Consider the following 15,133-nt stretch of genomic DNA (forward strand, 5'->3'; position numbering starts at 1 on the left):
ATACCACATAATAAAGAATGAATTCAAACGAAATTGATATCCACAAAGAATTAAAGAAGTATTTTGGCTTCAGTCAATTTAAAGGACTGCAAGAGCAAGTTGTCAAAAGTATTCTTAATAAGCAAAACACCTTCGTGATTATGCCGACAGGGGGAGGTAAATCACTTTGTTATCAGCTGCCTGCTTTAATTCAAGAGGGAACCGCGATAGTGGTGTCTCCTTTAATTGCTTTAATGAAAAATCAGGTAGATGCTATTCGAAGTCTTTCTTCGGAGAATGGTATTGCTCATGTGTTGAATTCCTCTTTGACAAAAACCGAGATTAGTCAGGTTAAGAATGATATTTCTGCCGGAATTACTAAATTATTATATGTTGCTCCAGAATCCTTAACAAAGGAAGAGTATGTACAATTTCTTCAGTCGGTAAAAGTTTCCTTTGTCGCTATTGACGAGGCGCATTGTATATCCGAATGGGGTCATGATTTTAGACCTGAATACCGTAATTTACGCCATATTATCAAACAATTGGGGGATGTGCCTATTATTGGGTTGACTGCTACGGCGACTCCGAAAGTACAGGAAGACATCTTGAAAAATTTGGATATGTCGGACGCCACTACTTTTAAAGCGTCTTTCAATAGACCCAATTTGTATTATGAAGTACGCACTAAGACGAAAAATATTGAATCGGATATCATTCGATTTATCAAACAAAATAAAGGAAAATCAGGAATTATTTATTGTTTAAGCCGTAAAAAAGTAGAGGCTATTGCTGAAGTTTTGCAGGTCAATGGAATAAGTGCCGTACCGTATCATGCGGGTTTAGATGCAAAAACCAGAGCGAAACATCAAGATATGTTTTTGATGGAAGATGTAGAGGTAGTTGTGGCAACTATCGCTTTTGGTATGGGAATTGATAAGCCTGATGTTCGTTTTGTGATTCATCACGATATTCCAAAATCATTGGAAAGTTATTATCAAGAAACAGGACGTGCAGGACGTGATGGTGGCGAAGGGCATTGTTTGGCCTACTACTCGTATAAGGACGTAGAGAAATTAGAAAAATTCATGTCGGGCAAACCTGTTGCTGAACAAGAAATTGGATTTGCTTTGTTGCAAGAAGTAGTGGCGTATGCTGAAACTTCGATGTCAAGACGTAAATTTTTATTGCACTATTTCGGTGAAGAATTTGATAGCGAAACGGGTGAAGGAGCCGATATGGATGACAACGTTCGCAATCCAAAGAATAAAGTAGAAGCTAAAAATCAAGTCGTACAATTATTAGAAGTTGTTCGCGATACCAAACATTTATACAAATCTAAAGAAGTGGTATTTACTTTGATAGGTCGTGTCAATGCGGTGATTAAGGCACATAAAACAGATTCGCAATCCTTTTTTGGGTCGGGTGCCGATTACGATGAAAAATATTGGATGGCTCTGTTGCGTCAAGTTTTAGTTGAAGGGTATTTGGCTAAAGATATTGAAACCTATGGTATTGTTAAGATTACGGATAAAGGATTGGATTTTATCAAAAATCCAGTTTCATTTATGATGTCTGAAGATCATGAGTACAATGAAAGTGAAGACGATGCCATTGTAACTGCTGCTAAATCATCAGGAACTGCTGATGAAATTTTGATGGGTATGTTGCGTGAATTGCGTAAAAAAGTAGCTAAAAAATTAGGGGTTCCGCCTTTTGTGGTTTTTCAAGACCCTTCATTAGAAGATATGGCGTTAAAATATCCAATTACTCAAGATGAATTGATTAATATTCATGGTGTTGGTGAAGGGAAAGCTAAAAAATATGGCGCCCCTTTTGTGGAATTAATAAGTCGTTATGTTGAAGATAACGATATTATTCGCCCAGATGATTTGGTAGTGAAATCTACAGGGGTTAATTCGGCTAATAAGTTGTACATCATTCAAAATATAGACCGAAAATTATCTTTGGATGATATTGCTTCTGCCAAAGGGATGTCGATGGACGATTTGATTAAAGAAATGGAGCAGATTGTGTATTCTGGTACCAAATTAAATATCAAGTATTGGGTTGATGATTTGTTGGATGACGATCAGCAAGAAGAGATTCACGATTATTTTATGGAATCTGAATCGGATAAAATTGAAGATGCGCTCAAAGAATTTGACGGAGAATACGATATTGATGAATTGCGTTTGATGCGTATTCAATTCATTAGCGAAGTAGCCAACTAATTTCCTACGAGTTATTCTTGGTAAATTTCTCCGCGATGTGGTTTTAAGGCATCTCGAACAGCAATCATATAGTTGTCAGTGACTACCATATAAGCAATAGCGTACATTTCATTTTGTATTTCAAATCCCGTAATCTTGAGGGGTAGTTTTTCGATGGCAATGAATTCTTTGAGGTGAATTTCATGATGTTCGGCGGTTTTTGCTGCTGCGGGTCCTCTAAAATCCCAAATTAATTTAATTTTTCTTTCCATTTTTTGCAATTGAAAAGCAAAGGTACAAACTTTGATTTTTGTTCTGCTTTAGTTTATTGTATTATATTTGGACAAAACTTATTTTATGCGCTATTTTACGATACCCTTACTTTTCATTTGTTCGTCACTTTTTTCACAAGAATTGAGTGTGGAACAAGCTAACCATTTGGCTTCTTTGCCTTTGAAGTGTTTGCAACAGGAATATCCTAATAAATTACAACAATTATTAGCCAATAGTACTGAAATAGCCCCACCTCAACAATTACATCCTTCTTTTTATGGTTGTTTTGATTGGCATTCTTCGGTTCATGGTCATTGGAGTTTGGTGTATTTATTGAATCGTTTTCCTAATTTATCGCATAGAGAAGCAATAATAAATAAGCTGCAAACCAATTTATCTCAAAAAAATATCCAATTAGAGATAGATTACCTTTCTAAGCCACACGAAAAATCTTTTGAACGAACGTATGGTTGGGCTTGGTTGCTACAATTGCAGATGGAATTAGCTAGTAGTCAAGATCCTTATGCCAAAGATTTAGCACAAAATCTACAGCCTTTGTCGGATTTGATAGTGAACAGGTATATGGAATTTTTGCCCAAATTGCTTTATTCTGTTCGTGCTGGAACTCATACCAACACCGCATTTGGTTTGAGTCTTGCATGGGATTATGCTGTTTTTACTAACAATCAGCCGTTTCAAAATTGTTTGCGTGAGAATGCTCTTCGGTTGTTCCTAAAAGATGAGAACTGTCCTTTTAATTGGGAACCAAGTGGAACTGATTTTTTGTCCCCTTGTATGGAAGAGATTGGCATTATGCAACGTGTTTTGCCTTCAGCTGATTTTTTGAAATGGTTAACAACTTTTGCTCCATTACTTTTTGATTCCAAATTCACTTGGGAGGTGGCTAAGGTTTCGGATAGAACGGATGGGCATTTGGTGCATTTGGATGGACTGAATTTTAGTCGATCTTGGAATTTATTTCATTTGATTCATCAGTATCCAAAACCATTTTCACATCTTGTTCCTTTAGCAAAGTATCATTTGAATTATTCTTTACCTTCAGTAGTAGATGGTAATTATGAAGGAGAGCATTGGCTGGCTTCATTTGCTTTGAAAGCTTTTGAAGAAAGTAATCCTTCTAAAAAGATGCCATAAAAGAGCAATGCTTTTTCTACCTTTGCATTATGCCTAAAGAATTAGTACTCCAAGTTAGTCCCGAAATAGCTGCCGATGCCGTGTTGCTACAACAGTATTTGTCTAAACAAATTAAGGTTGGGGTTTCTGAAATTCAACATGTTTCCATAGTAAAACGTTCTATTGATGCGCGTCAAAAAGCGATTAAAATCAATTTGAAAGTATTGATTTATTTGCAAGGCGAAGCTTTTAAAGAGTCATCCATAGCACTTCCAGATTATAAAAATGTCGCTCATGCCCAAGAAGTAATTGTTGTTGGTGCAGGTCCTGCGGGACTTTTTGCCGCTTTGCAATTGATCGAATTAGGATTAAAGCCCATTGTGATTGAGCGCGGAAAAGACGTTCGTGGTCGTCGTCGTGATTTAAAAGCAATTAATCGAGATCATGTTGTGAATGAAGATTCCAATTATTGTTTTGGCGAAGGTGGGGCAGGAACTTATTCGGATGGAAAATTATATACCCGTTCTAAAAAACGAGGTGATGTAACTCGAATTCTGGAATTGCTAGTTGCTTTTGGTGCTACCCCCGATATTTTGGTTGATGCTCATCCGCACATTGGAACAAACAAGCTTCCTCAAATTATTCAGGATATTCGAGAAAAAATTATAGAATGTGGCGGACAGGTTTTGTTTGAAACCCGTGTTACCGATATTTTGATTAAAAATAACGAAGTCCAAGGCGTGGTAACTCAAAAAGGGGATGCCATTGCAGCCAATAAAATCATATTGGCCACAGGACATTCGGCTCGTGATATTTTTGAATTGTTGGATCGCAACAACATATTGATTGAAGCCAAGCCTTTTGCTTTGGGCGTTCGAGCAGAGCACCCACAATCGTTAATAGACCGTATTCAATACAGTTGTGATTATCGTGGGGAATATTTGCCACCCGCTCCGTATTCGATTGTGAAACAAGTGGGAGGTCGAGGGATGTATTCTTTTTGTATGTGTCCAGGAGGCGTAATTGCGCCTTGTGCTACTAGCCCGGGCGAGGTGGTGACCAATGGATGGTCGCCTTCTAAACGCGATCAGGCTACCGCCAATTCCGGTATTGTTATCGAATTGAAGTTAGAAGATTTTGCTCCTTTTGCCAAATTTGGCCCTTTGGCTGGAATGGAATTTCAGAAGAGTATCGAGCAAAAAGCATGGCATTTGGCTGGTCAAACCCAACGTGTTCCCGCACAACGAATGGTTGATTTTACTCAAAATAAAGTCTCGTCTACCATTCCTACCACATCCTATGTTCCAGGGACTACTTCGGTAGAAATGGGACAGGTGTTCCCTGGTTTTTTAAGTCAGATTTTGAGAGAAGGATTTACCGAATTTGGTAAATCGATGAAAGGCTATTTGACCAACGAAGCGATTCTTCATGCGCCTGAATCGCGTACTTCTTCGCCTGTGAGAATTCCGAGAGATGGGATTTCTCTTGAGCATTTGCAAATCAAAGGACTGTATCCTTGTGGAGAAGGAGCAGGCTATGCTGGCGGCATTATTTCGGCTGCCATTGACGGTGAAAAATGTGCTTTAAAAATCGCTGAAAGTTTACAGTAATACCTATTGTTTACGCACCGCTACTGCAATTTTTGAGTCGGCAGTACCATAATACAACAGCCATTTGTTTTTAAAGAAAACCAATCCTTCTACAAAACAAACTTCATTTACTTCTCCCATTTTTTCATAGGGTTTGTTAGGATGAATGAAGTGATTTTGAGTACGGTCGATTAGTTTATACGGTTGGTTTTTGTCAAATAAAGCTTGACCTGCAGCATAGGTGAATTTTGGTAATTCAGTTGTATTGTAATTGGCTGCATTACTACCGTTGTAGATTAATACAACTCCTTGTTTTTGCAAAAGGGCAAAAGGCCCTGGCTCTACCAATCGACTGTCAAAATAGCCCATTCTAGGATGAAGAACACTAATCATTTTTTGACTTTCGTCATTGACAGCGGCTTGCCAATGGATTAAATCGTCAGAATACGCCATGAACAAATCGGTATCGCCAAAATACATCCAATAGTTGTTATTGATTTTGGTAGCAACTATTTTATTTCCTTTTCTTTCACCTATAACTGCTCCTGATTTTGCCCAGAGGTCTTTGTATTTTTCGTCTTTCAGCACTAGGCCTTGTTTAGTCCAATGTTTCAAATCTTTGGAAGTAGCAAAACAGAGTCGGGCCACTTTTCCATCATAAGCAGTATAGGTCATGAAATAGCTTCCGTCTGGACATTCAATCACTCTTGGATCTTCCACTCCGCCTTTCCATTCGTATTGATTCATACTGTCATTGTCGGGGTAAAAGATAGGTTCGGCTTCTTTTTTAAAATGCAAACCGTCTTCGCTTATCGCCAAACCTAAACGGGAAGTCATTTGGTTGTCTTGCGCTCGGTAGATGAGGTATACTTTATTGTCTTTTACTATGGCAGATGGATTGAGTACATTGCGTTCTTCCCAACTCACTTCTTTTTTACTTACCGGACATATAAAAGTTTGTTTTTTATCAGGTGATAAAATGGGATTAATGCTGTCCGTTTTTACAAAATTGAGAAGTGCCCAAGTAGGTTTGGATTCTTGAGCCTCAATGGCATGGCAATTCAGTACAACAAGAAGTAGTGTAAAACGAATGAGTTGTTTCATCTGGGATCTATTTGTTTGAAATAATAAAGTAAATATACTATTATAATGTAGTATTTGATTACAATTTTGTTGATCTCGATACGAATGTCTTTCCTAAGCATCGGGAAGGAATCACTCGAATGGACGCAAAATAGTCATCAAAAATAGTAACTCCTATGCTTTTTACTTATTACGTCTGCTTTTTTAAAGCGATAAATCCAACAACTATTTTATTCCTTGTCTTCTAGAATTTTTTTCTTTTCGTTGTATTCTTCTGAGGTAATTTCTCCCTTTGCCAATCTTTTTTTCAGAATTGATAGAGGATTTTGTTTTCTGTTGATTCGTCTTGGAATATCATACGGAGTTGCGAATATCCAGATTATCATTACAATCCAAAAAAGCCACCAAAAAAAATGCATTCCCCAAAAATGTCTTTCATAATACATAACTATAGATTTAAAAAGTTGGTATTATAAATGTATGTTTTTCCGTGTTTTGTATTTTAAAAAGACGATAAACGGAATTTATTTGTTGGTAAAATGCAGTTTGCTTATTCTTTTTTCAAACGACTTTTAAATAATTTTTCGAATTTTTCAATTTTAGGTTGGATGACCATTTTGCAATACGGTTGGTTCTTATTGTTGTTGTAATAGTCCTGATGGTAGTTCTCAGCTTTATAAAACTGTGTCAGTGGTTCAATAGTAGTTACCACTGGACTATCATAGACATGAGCCTTCTTTAGAGCCTCAAGAACATTTTGTGCTTCTTTTTTTTCTTGTTCGTTTTTGTAGAAAATAACTGAACGGTATTGTGTTCCCACATCGGCTCCTTGACGGTTGAGTGTGGTGGGGTCGTGAACGGTAAAAAACACTTTGAAAATCTCGTCTAAATTGGTTTGTGTTTTGTCGTAAGTAATTTGGACTACTTCGGCATGTCCCGTTGTTCCAGAACATACTTCTTCATAGCTTGGATTAATTGTTTTCCCTCCAGCATAACCCGATACGACGGATTGTACTCCTTTTAAATTATCATAAACTGCTTCGACACACCAATAACAGCCTCCGCCAAGTGTAATGGTTTCCAAATTAATAGCTGTATTTTTTGGAGAACTATTCGGTACAAAATCCAATGAAATAGCATTCATACAGTATCTTTTGCCTGTGGGTTCTGGTCCGTCATTGAATAAATGTCCTAAATGGCTGTTGCATCTGCCACAAAGTGCTTCGGTGCGAATCATTCCGTAGGATTTGTCTAATTTAAAGACAATACTTTCTTTATTTTCTTGCTCAAAAAAACTTGGCCATCCACAGCTACTAGTGAATTTTTGATTTGATTCAAATAGTTTGTACCCGCAAGTGGCACAATAATAGGTTCCTTTAGTCTCGTCGTTCCACATGGTTCCTGTAAAAGCTCTTTCGGTGTCGGCTTCACGAGCTACGGCATACAAATCTTGGGGTAGTATTTTTTTCCACTCGGCATCCGAGACGTTTAATTTCGTGGTGTCGGTATTGGAATAATATGGATTTTCAGGTTTAGAAATAGTATTTGACATAGTTGAGGTGTTGGATTTTTTTTGAGTTGTTGTTTGTCCACAAGCATTAAAAATAAGCAAGGGGACGAGTAATAAAAAATAATATTTCATTTGTATTTGTTTTTAGCATTTTTAGCAACCCGTATTTTCAATGTAAAAATACCATTTTACCAGTTAGACAGTCGTTAAACTTTGCTTAAAATTAAAAATAGGCGTTCTTGCTCCATCTTTTTTGTATTTTTGACGATTAATACAATCCTATGTTAGAAGAGAATGTTATATTAGTGAATGAAAGGGATGAGCCTATTGGCTTGATGCCGAAGATGGAAGCGCATGAAAAAGCGGTATTGCATCGCGCCTTTTCTGTTTTTGTTTTGAATAGCAAGAACGAAATTATGTTACAACAGCGCGCCCATCACAAATACCATTCTCCACTGTTATGGACCAATACGTGTTGTAGTCATCAACGAGAGGGAGAAACTAATATTCAGGCGGGTAGCCGACGTTTATTCGAAGAAATGGGATTTCAAACCGAGTTGAAAGAGCTATTTCATTTTATATACAAAGCTCCTTTTGATAATGGTTTGACAGAGCATGAATTGGATCATGTGATGATAGGATATTACAATGAAGCTCCGAGTATTAACCCCGATGAAGTAGAAGCATGGAAATGGATGCCTATTGAAGCGGTTAAGGAAGATATTCAGAATCATCCAGATTTATATACGATTTGGTTCCAAATTATTTTTGACCAATTTTATCATTTTTTAGAAGAGCATACACTTTAAAATAATTCAAATGAGAGTTACGATTTCACGAAAAGCCCATTTTAATGCGGCACACCGATTGTACAGAAAAGATTGGTCATTTGAGCAAAATGATGCCGTCTTTGGGAAGTGCAACAATCCTAATTTTCACGGACATAATTATGAATTGATAGTGAGTGTTACTGGACCAATTGATCCCGAAACAGGCTATGTGATGGATGTTAAAATTCTTTCGGATATTATCAAAAAAGAAGTAGAAGATGCAATGGATCATAAAAACTTGAATTTGGATGTTCCTGAATTCCAAGATTTGAATCCAACGGCTGAAAATATAGTGGTAGTGATTTGGAATAAAATCAGAAAACACATTCAAGCTACCCATGATTTGGAAGTGGTTTTGTATGAAACACCCCGTAATTTTGTAACCTATAAAGGAGAGTAATGGCGATAGCAGTAGGTGATGTTGTACCCCATTTTAGTGCTATAGATGCTCAAGGAACTCTTTTTGATAGTGCCTCTGTGGTAGGGAAAAAACCGGTAGTGCTTTATTTCTATCCTAAGGACAATACGCCTGGGTGTACTGCGGAAGCTTGTAGTTTTAGAGATCAATACGAAGACTTTTTAGATTTGGGAGCCGAGGTGATTGGAATTAGTAGTGATGGCTTGGCTTCGCACCAAAAGTTTACCGCTCAATACCAACTTCCTTTTTTACTTTTGTCGGATACGGACAAAAAAATAAGGAAATTGTTTGGTGTTCCAACCGCTTTTCTTGGGCTACTTCCAGGTCGAGTTACGTATGTTATAGATGCAAAAGGAGTAGTGCAAATGGTATTCAATAGTATGTTAGCGGGGCAACACATCCCGAAAGCCCTCGAGGCGGTTAAAAAAATAGTTGCACAACAGATGTAACGTTCAATTAGGTTTAAAATAAAATGAAAATACCACTCTATCCATTACAGTTTCATCCGATCTTCAAAGAACGACTTTGGGGAGGAGAAAAACTACAATCATTGCTTCACAAATCCATTTCTTCCAATCAAACTGGGGAGAGTTGGGAATTGTCTACTGTTGAAGGAAATGTGAGTACGATTGCTAATGGAGCTTTTGCAGGACAATTAATTACTTCTGTACTTGCTGAATTTCCGAATGAAATTTTAGGAACAGCAGTATATGAGCGTTTCGGAAATCAATTTCCGTTGTTGTTTAAATATTTAGACGCCAAAGAAGATTTATCGGTTCAGGTGCATCCTAACGATGTTTTGGCAAAGCAACGTCACAATTCCTTTGGTAAAACAGAAATGTGGTATGTGGTACAAGCGAATGCCGATGCACGATTAATTGTTGGTTTTAAAGAAGAGTTGAACCAAGCTACTTATCTAGCACATTTAGAGAATAAGACCTTATTGACTACACTGAATGAAATTAAAGTGCAGCAAGGCGATGTGTTTCTTATCGAAACGGGTACCGTTCATGCTATTGGAGCCGGAATAGTGGTTGCTGAAATTCAGCAAACCTCTGATATTACGTATCGATTGTATGATTTTGATCGAGTTGACTCGGATGGGAATTTACGAGAATTGCATGTTGACCTGGCTTTAGATGCGATTAATTACAATACCGTATCGTCTCAGAAGCACTACCAAAAAAACAGTAATCAATCCAATCCAGTGGTTGATTGTCCTTATTTTACTACTCAATTTATTCCGCTAGAAGGGGAGATAGGAGTTCAAAAAACAGGCGCTACCTTTACGGTGTATATGTGTGTAGAGGGCAGTTTTGAATTGGAGTTAGCGGGACAAAACTATTTGTATTCTAAAGGCGACACGGTTTTGATCCCAGCCGCTTTAACGTCTTTTCAATTGAGTGGAAAAGCTTCAATTTTAGAAATTTACATTTCGTAGTAGTGAATAGAAAGATTATGTGTACTTTTGCAGACGCAAATTAAAATTAAAAATAAAATGGCAAACGTTAAGAATTTAAAGAAAGACATCAACTACGTTTTAGGAGATATTATTGAAGCAGTTTATTTGTTCGAAATTTCAACTTCAGGAGTTCCAACACCAGAAACTAATGCTTTGATTGATGAAGCTATTGCAGCTTTTGATGTTTTGATTACAAAAGTAAACGCTAAGAACGTTGAAAACAAAAAAGCGCACTTCAAACAAATTAATGTTGAATTGGAACAAACTGCTAATCAATTGATTGCTAAAATCAACGAATTATAGTCGAAAAAAACGGTAAAAAAGTGTCAAATTATTTTGGAAAATAGAAATTCAGAATTATATTTGCACCCGTAATACGCTGCCAGCGTAGCTCAGTTGGCTAGAGCAGCTGATTTGTAATCAGCAGGTCGTGGGTTCGAGTCCCTCCGCCGGCTCCAAAAAACCATAACGAAAGTTATGGTTTTTTTTATTGTATAAAAGGCATAAAAAAAACCGTCAATTGGTATTGACGGTTTTTTGTTTTTGGAGATTCTTTTTATTGTTGCTTTTTGACAGCAGCAATGTACTCAGTTAATTTTTTTCCGTAAAGTGATTGGGCTACTTTAGGCGACATTGATTTCTGAATGGTATCTAAGTACTTCATGTTGATATCGTAGATTTCAGAAAGTGCGATATAAGGAGCTACTTCGTATTCTTTATTGTTGATAGCAAAATTAGTAGCATACAAGTACTTTCTTTTAATATTTGACTCTTGCTTTGCTGTAATACTAGCTACTTCACTTTCATTTTTACTTTTCAATGCTTTGAACTTTCTTTCGATTAAAGTTAAACTCTCGTCTTGAAAACGGCGATCTACTTTTTTGTATTCATAATATAAATCTTGGTTTTTAGATCCTGTTACTTTAGCATCGGCAATGTAATTTTCTAAATTGGTTTCGATATTTACATTTCCAGGCTCTGCAAAGAATAATAAATTATTGTCTAAAGAGTTGCTTACCCCTCTGTCTAGAAATAAGTATAGCATTTCAGGTGATTTTAACTCGATATTGGTTTCAAAATTGGAATTACCGTCAATAGCAATGGTATCTAATGCGATTAGTTTATTGTTATTCACTCGTTGTACATATAAGGTTCCTTTTTTTAATCCTTTGATATTTCCAGTTAAATGTAAATTGTTTTCCAATTTTTTTTCGGAACAAGCAAACAAAAGCGTCATTGTTACGAAAGCGATACTAATTTTTTTCATTGTTGATTTATTTTGGCGCAAAATAATGAAAATTGTTGGAAAGCGAGATTGAATTGCAAAAAAAATCCCAATCTATTTCTAAATTGGGATTTTGGAAAAAGGATTTTATTTTTATCCTTTTAACCAAGCATTTTTTAAGTTGGTTTTAGTTGCATCAGTTGCTTGTAAACCTTCTATTTCTTCATACGGTAAGCTTACTTTTCCGGTTAGAATTTGTTCTTTACCGGCTCTTTTGATTTTGATGGTAATCGCATCGTTTTCTTTCCAGTTTTCGCTTTCGCCAATCATATCGTAGATGTTGTCTAGCGTATACGTTTTGTCATTGATAGCCATTATAATATCATTGGCCCTCAAATCCAAGTTTTTGTAGAAATCGATTAAATCAGTGTTGGATCTTACCAAAATTTCTTTGGTAGCTTTATCTACAGTAATATAAGGTGTTTGTCCTTTTAGGAATACGTTACCCGCTTTTTTGTCTTTTGATTTGCTTACACCCACTTTGGCTAAGAAAATAGCGTAAGGAATAGGCGTTGCCCCCGATACATAGGTACTTAAAAAGTTCCCTACTTCAGGATAAGTTAGTGCCGTAATTTTGGCAAATAATTCTTCGTCTTTGAATGCTTTGTGTACGCCGTATTCTTTTGATAATTGTTGCATCAAGTTCAAAATACCTCTTTCGCCATTGCTTTTTTCACGGATGATGATATCGATACACATTCCGATCAAAGCTCCTTTTTGGTAGACGTTTAAGTATTGTTCTTTGTACGGACTTTTTAATACGTTAGCACTCATAGTTGTGAATGGCATAGTATCGTCAAGCGTTTTTGCTTGTTCGATTTTTTCTGCCATACGCGAATAAAATTCGGCTTCGTCGATTAGACCTTGATTGATTTGGAACAAATTAGCAAAGTATTCGGTTACTCCTTCATACATCCATAAGTGTTGAGACATTTTTGGTGCGTTGTAATCAAAGTATTGAATTTCGTTAGAATGGATGGTTAAAGGTGTTACAATATGGAAAAATTCGTGTGAAACTACATCTTTCATTGATTTTTGTAATTCTTCCAAAGGCATCATTTCAGGCAAAACTACTGTGGTTGCTGTTGGGTGTTCCAAAGCGCCAAATCCTTTGGCATCATCTGGTTTCATTGAAGAAAGGTAGAGTAATACACTGTATTTTTTGGTTGCATTGATATTGCCCAAAAATGTTTTTTGAGCCGTCATCATTTTTTTCATTTCAGGAGTAATGCTTGCTGCGGTTACTTTTCCTGAAGGAGAATAGACTGCAATTTGGATGTCCATTCCGTTTACATTGAAAGTAGTGTAGTCAGGTTTGGCATACATGATTGGGTTTTCTACCAATTCAGCATAACGCGGTGTGTTGAATACATCTTTGGTTTTACTCGCATCGGTGTCAATCATGGAAGTTGCTCCCCAGAGTGTTTCAGGATGCGTGATGGTCACTTGGTACGGAAGGTCTTTTTTATCTTGGAAGTAGCCTACAAATCCGTGAGTGTTTAACATGAAGTTATTGCCAGCATCGATATTGGTACCCGCAGGTGAAAAAATATCGGTTCCAAAGCTTCCGCCTTTTTCAGTATCGAAAGTGTCATTCACTAAGTAGGTGATTTTAGCTAAATTCTTAGCATTCGAAATCGACCACGTATTGTCGTCTGTTTTAGTTACAGCTAGTGCAGTTCCTTTAGAGTCAAAAGCTTTAAAATCTTCTACATTTTTTCCGTAATTGTCTTCGGAGTACGTTCCAGGGACAATTTTAGGAATGCTGTACGTGATTTTATCAGCTGTTATTTTTGGAGCTTGTACAGTTACTTTTACCTTGTCGTCTTTTACGTCGATTAGGTCGATACCTACTTTAATATCTAGAGAAGTAGTTGTCTTTTTTTGTGCGTTAGCTGCGTTGCTGTTCCAAAGAAAAGCCACCAAAGCGAGTGCAATAATTGATTTTTTCATTTTGAATTATTTAGATTGGGTTATTAGTATGTTGTTTGGGATAAATGTTACACTTTATAATGATTGAATAAAAGCTGTTAGTACGGATGGCAATTCTTTGCTGATAGGTAAATCGGGATTCGTATAGGAAGCCTTATTTTCAGTATCATCTCCTTTGATTTCTTTAAAAATATGATTCATATTGGGAATGATTTTGAGTTGGGCATCTGATTTTGCTTGATATAATAATTGGGCATCATTCACACTTACTTGAATGTCTTTGTCACCATTGATTAGTAGGATTGGGATGTGTAGTTTTTTGATTTCGGTTTGTGGATTGTATTTGATCCATGAAATCATATACGGTTGCACACTCGCTCTAAATAAAGTGGCTAGCATTTGATTCTTTAATTCGAAGGTATTTCCACTTTTTAAAGTAGCCAAGTCTTTCTCTACTTCTTCTTTTAAGAAAGGGGCCTGTTTTCCAATTTGCTCTAACAAAACCTCGTCGATAGGTCGACCTGCTCCAGCAATTGAGATATACGCATCGGCATTGCCATTGGCCGCCACCATACCAATTAAGGCTCCTTCGCTATGTCCAGCGATGGTAATGGTGTGGTACTTTTTTTGGTTTTTGAAATACAAAAGCACTGCTTTGGCATCGTCAATGAAATTATCGAAAGATAGACTGGCTTCGTCTAGTTGGCCAGCCGCCATTTGAGCAAAGATTCGTTTGTCATAACTGTAAACGGCAATGCCGTTATTGGCTACTGCTTCGGCTAATAATTTTAAAGAATTATTGGGCATCATTTTTTGATTTCCATCTCGATCTGTTGGTCCTGAACCTGCAATGAGAATGACCAAATTTGGTTTTTTACTTTGCTTTATTGGCGTATACAAAGTCCCGTTTAAAAGTGCGTTTACGGCAATATTTTCTTTTGTAAATGCCGCTGGAGCTTGTGAAAATACAGTTGCAGTTAGCATTATACACAGTAAGGTAAAAATGGTTTTTCTCATGGTTTTGTGGAATGAATAAAAAAACTCCTGTTTTTCAGGAGTTCTGTATCTTAGTCTAATTTGTTTTTGATGTAATATTTACCATCCAATTCGTCGTCAAAATCATCGATTTTTACTGGTTTTGGTTTCGGTTTGTTGGCTGCCGCTTTCTTTTTCCACATTTCGAATTTTTCTGCGGGCATTTTCTTTTTCATAATTTCTAAAACCTCTTTTTCGGCTAGGCCAAATTCTTTTTTAATAATTTCAAAAGGGTTTCTTTCTTCTAGGGCTAAAGTCATCAGTTTTTCCGTCTCTTCCCAATTTAATTCTTTACGGCTACTCTTTTTCATCGGATGAAAATAATTCAAATAGTGTTGTTAGTTATTCGTTAATAGGTTTAATTGCATTTCAATATTAATAAAAAAAAGA

General features: G+C 36.6%; 16 protein-coding genes and 1 tRNA gene. 9 read left to right on the top strand and 8 right to left on the bottom strand.

The window, feature by feature from the left end; all coding sequences use genetic code 11:
- Positions 1 to 17: 17 nt before the first annotated feature.
- On the top strand, positions 18 to 2,213 hold the full coding sequence (recQ, locus tag Q0L65_RS11435; protein WP_296686444.1) for a DNA helicase RecQ: 2,196 nt from the start codon (positions 18 to 20) through the stop codon (positions 2,211 to 2,213).
- 11 nt (positions 2,214 to 2,224) lie between these two features.
- Here recQ and Q0L65_RS11440 read toward each other — a convergent pair whose 3' ends face one another.
- Positions 2,225 to 2,464, bottom strand: coding sequence for a hypothetical protein (locus Q0L65_RS11440; RefSeq protein ID WP_296686446.1), 240 nt, complete (start codon positions 2,462 to 2,464; stop codon positions 2,225 to 2,227).
- Between the two features lie 85 nt (positions 2,465 to 2,549).
- Between Q0L65_RS11440 and Q0L65_RS11445 the strand changes: the two genes are divergently transcribed.
- Together Q0L65_RS11445 and Q0L65_RS11450 are read left to right on the top strand one after the other, a co-directional pair.
- A complete protein-coding gene (locus Q0L65_RS11445) occupies positions 2,550 to 3,620 on the top strand; it encodes a DUF2891 domain-containing protein (RefSeq protein ID WP_296686447.1) in 1,071 nt (356 codons plus the stop codon).
- A 29-nt stretch (positions 3,621 to 3,649) separates the two neighbouring features.
- Positions 3,650 to 5,209, top strand: coding sequence for an FAD-dependent protein (locus Q0L65_RS11450; RefSeq protein WP_296686449.1), 1,560 nt, complete (start codon positions 3,650 to 3,652; stop codon positions 5,207 to 5,209).
- Positions 5,210 to 5,212: 3 nt separating this feature from the next.
- Here Q0L65_RS11450 and Q0L65_RS11455 read toward each other — a convergent pair whose 3' ends face one another.
- From Q0L65_RS11455 to Q0L65_RS11465, 3 genes are all read right to left on the bottom strand, one after another.
- A complete protein-coding gene (locus Q0L65_RS11455) occupies positions 5,213 to 6,292 on the bottom strand; it encodes a glycoside hydrolase family 130 protein (RefSeq protein WP_296686451.1) in 1,080 nt (359 codons plus the stop codon).
- 209 nt (positions 6,293 to 6,501) lie between these two features.
- Positions 6,502 to 6,717, bottom strand: coding sequence for an SHOCT domain-containing protein (locus Q0L65_RS11460; protein WP_296686454.1), 216 nt, complete (start codon positions 6,715 to 6,717; stop codon positions 6,502 to 6,504).
- 104 nt (positions 6,718 to 6,821) lie between these two features.
- Positions 6,822 to 7,913, bottom strand: coding sequence for a bifunctional methionine sulfoxide reductase B/A protein (locus Q0L65_RS11465; protein ID WP_296686456.1), 1,092 nt, complete (start codon positions 7,911 to 7,913; stop codon positions 6,822 to 6,824).
- 149 nt (positions 7,914 to 8,062) lie between these two features.
- On the opposite strand from Q0L65_RS11465, the gene idi reads away from it, so the two are divergent.
- The 6 genes from idi to Q0L65_RS11495 all read left to right on the top strand — a co-directional run bounded on the left by idi (position 8,063) and on the right by Q0L65_RS11495 (position 10,949).
- On the top strand, positions 8,063 to 8,590 hold the full coding sequence (gene idi, locus Q0L65_RS11470; protein ID WP_296686458.1) for an isopentenyl-diphosphate Delta-isomerase: 528 nt from the start codon (positions 8,063 to 8,065) through the stop codon (positions 8,588 to 8,590).
- Between the two features lie 10 nt (positions 8,591 to 8,600).
- Entirely contained in the window at positions 8,601 to 9,011 is a 411-nt protein-coding gene (locus tag Q0L65_RS11475; RefSeq protein WP_296686460.1) for a 6-carboxytetrahydropterin synthase, read from the top strand.
- Complete coding sequence (locus Q0L65_RS11480; protein ID WP_296686461.1) at positions 9,011 to 9,478, top strand: peroxiredoxin; 468 nt, start codon at positions 9,011 to 9,013, stop codon at positions 9,476 to 9,478. Before Q0L65_RS11475 ends, Q0L65_RS11480 begins: the two co-directional genes overlap by 1 nt.
- Positions 9,479 to 9,501: 23 nt before the next feature.
- Positions 9,502 to 10,470 (top strand): type I phosphomannose isomerase catalytic subunit, encoded by a 969-nt coding sequence (locus Q0L65_RS11485; protein WP_296686463.1) that lies wholly within the window; start codon positions 9,502 to 9,504, stop codon positions 10,468 to 10,470.
- A 57-nt stretch (positions 10,471 to 10,527) separates the two neighbouring features.
- The gene (locus Q0L65_RS11490) at positions 10,528 to 10,794 is read left to right on the top strand and encodes a hypothetical protein (RefSeq protein WP_229316154.1); all 267 of its coding nucleotides are present in this window, start codon (positions 10,528 to 10,530) and stop codon (positions 10,792 to 10,794) included.
- A 78-nt stretch (positions 10,795 to 10,872) separates the two neighbouring features.
- Positions 10,873 to 10,949, top strand: a tRNA-Thr gene (locus Q0L65_RS11495).
- Between the two features lie 98 nt (positions 10,950 to 11,047).
- Here the strand turns inward: Q0L65_RS11495 and Q0L65_RS11500 are convergent.
- From Q0L65_RS11500 to Q0L65_RS11515, 4 genes are all read right to left on the bottom strand, one after another.
- On the bottom strand, positions 11,048 to 11,758 hold the full coding sequence (locus Q0L65_RS11500) for a DUF4369 domain-containing protein (RefSeq protein ID WP_296686467.1): 711 nt from the start codon (positions 11,756 to 11,758) through the stop codon (positions 11,048 to 11,050).
- Between the two features lie 111 nt (positions 11,759 to 11,869).
- A complete protein-coding gene (locus Q0L65_RS11505; protein WP_296686469.1) occupies positions 11,870 to 13,729 on the bottom strand; it encodes a peptidase M61 in 1,860 nt (619 codons plus the stop codon).
- A 54-nt stretch (positions 13,730 to 13,783) separates the two neighbouring features.
- A complete protein-coding gene (locus Q0L65_RS11510; protein WP_296686471.1) occupies positions 13,784 to 14,725 on the bottom strand; it encodes an alpha/beta hydrolase in 942 nt (313 codons plus the stop codon).
- Between the two features lie 50 nt (positions 14,726 to 14,775).
- Positions 14,776 to 15,054: a DUF2805 domain-containing protein gene (locus tag Q0L65_RS11515; RefSeq protein ID WP_296686472.1), complete on the bottom strand. Its 279-nt coding sequence runs from the start codon at positions 15,052 to 15,054 to the stop codon at positions 14,776 to 14,778.
- Between the last annotated feature and the right edge of the window lie 79 nt (positions 15,055 to 15,133).

The organism is Flavobacterium sp. (assembly GCF_024642105.1).
In the GTDB taxonomy this organism is placed as follows: Bacteria; Bacteroidota; Bacteroidia; order Flavobacteriales; family Flavobacteriaceae; genus Flavobacterium.

Excerpts from the sequence above, each read along its gene's own strand:
- Q0L65_RS11475 (WP_296686460.1), top strand. The coding sequence starts at position 8,601 with ATGAGAGTTACGATTTCACGAAAAGCCCATTTTAATGCGGCACACCGA.
- recQ (WP_296686444.1), top strand. The coding sequence starts at position 18 with ATGAATTCAAACGAAATTGATATCCACAAAGAATTAAAGAAGTATTTT.
- Q0L65_RS11455 (WP_296686451.1), bottom strand. The coding sequence starts at position 6,292 with ATGAAACAACTCATTCGTTTTACACTACTTCTTGTTGTACTGAATTGC.
- Q0L65_RS11445 (WP_296686447.1), top strand. The coding sequence starts at position 2,550 with ATGCGCTATTTTACGATACCCTTACTTTTCATTTGTTCGTCACTTTTT.
- Q0L65_RS11465 (WP_296686456.1), bottom strand. The coding sequence starts at position 7,913 with ATGAAATATTATTTTTTATTACTCGTCCCCTTGCTTATTTTTAATGCT.
- Q0L65_RS11450 (WP_296686449.1), top strand. The coding sequence starts at position 3,650 with ATGCCTAAAGAATTAGTACTCCAAGTTAGTCCCGAAATAGCTGCCGAT.
- Q0L65_RS11510 (WP_296686471.1), bottom strand. The coding sequence starts at position 14,725 with ATGAGAAAAACCATTTTTACCTTACTGTGTATAATGCTAACTGCAACT.
- Q0L65_RS11480 (WP_296686461.1), top strand. The coding sequence starts at position 9,011 with ATGGCGATAGCAGTAGGTGATGTTGTACCCCATTTTAGTGCTATAGAT.
- Q0L65_RS11485 (WP_296686463.1), top strand. The coding sequence starts at position 9,502 with ATGAAAATACCACTCTATCCATTACAGTTTCATCCGATCTTCAAAGAA.
- Q0L65_RS11505 (WP_296686469.1), bottom strand. The coding sequence starts at position 13,729 with ATGAAAAAATCAATTATTGCACTCGCTTTGGTGGCTTTTCTTTGGAAC.
- Q0L65_RS11440 (WP_296686446.1), bottom strand. The coding sequence starts at position 2,464 with ATGGAAAGAAAAATTAAATTAATTTGGGATTTTAGAGGACCCGCAGCA.
- idi (WP_296686458.1), top strand. The coding sequence starts at position 8,063 with ATGTTAGAAGAGAATGTTATATTAGTGAATGAAAGGGATGAGCCTATT.
- Q0L65_RS11460 (WP_296686454.1), bottom strand. The coding sequence starts at position 6,717 with ATGTATTATGAAAGACATTTTTGGGGAATGCATTTTTTTTGGTGGCTT.
- Q0L65_RS11500 (WP_296686467.1), bottom strand. The coding sequence starts at position 11,758 with ATGAAAAAAATTAGTATCGCTTTCGTAACAATGACGCTTTTGTTTGCT.
- Q0L65_RS11515 (WP_296686472.1), bottom strand. The coding sequence starts at position 15,054 with ATGAAAAAGAGTAGCCGTAAAGAATTAAATTGGGAAGAGACGGAAAAA.
- Q0L65_RS11490 (WP_229316154.1), top strand. The coding sequence starts at position 10,528 with ATGGCAAACGTTAAGAATTTAAAGAAAGACATCAACTACGTTTTAGGA.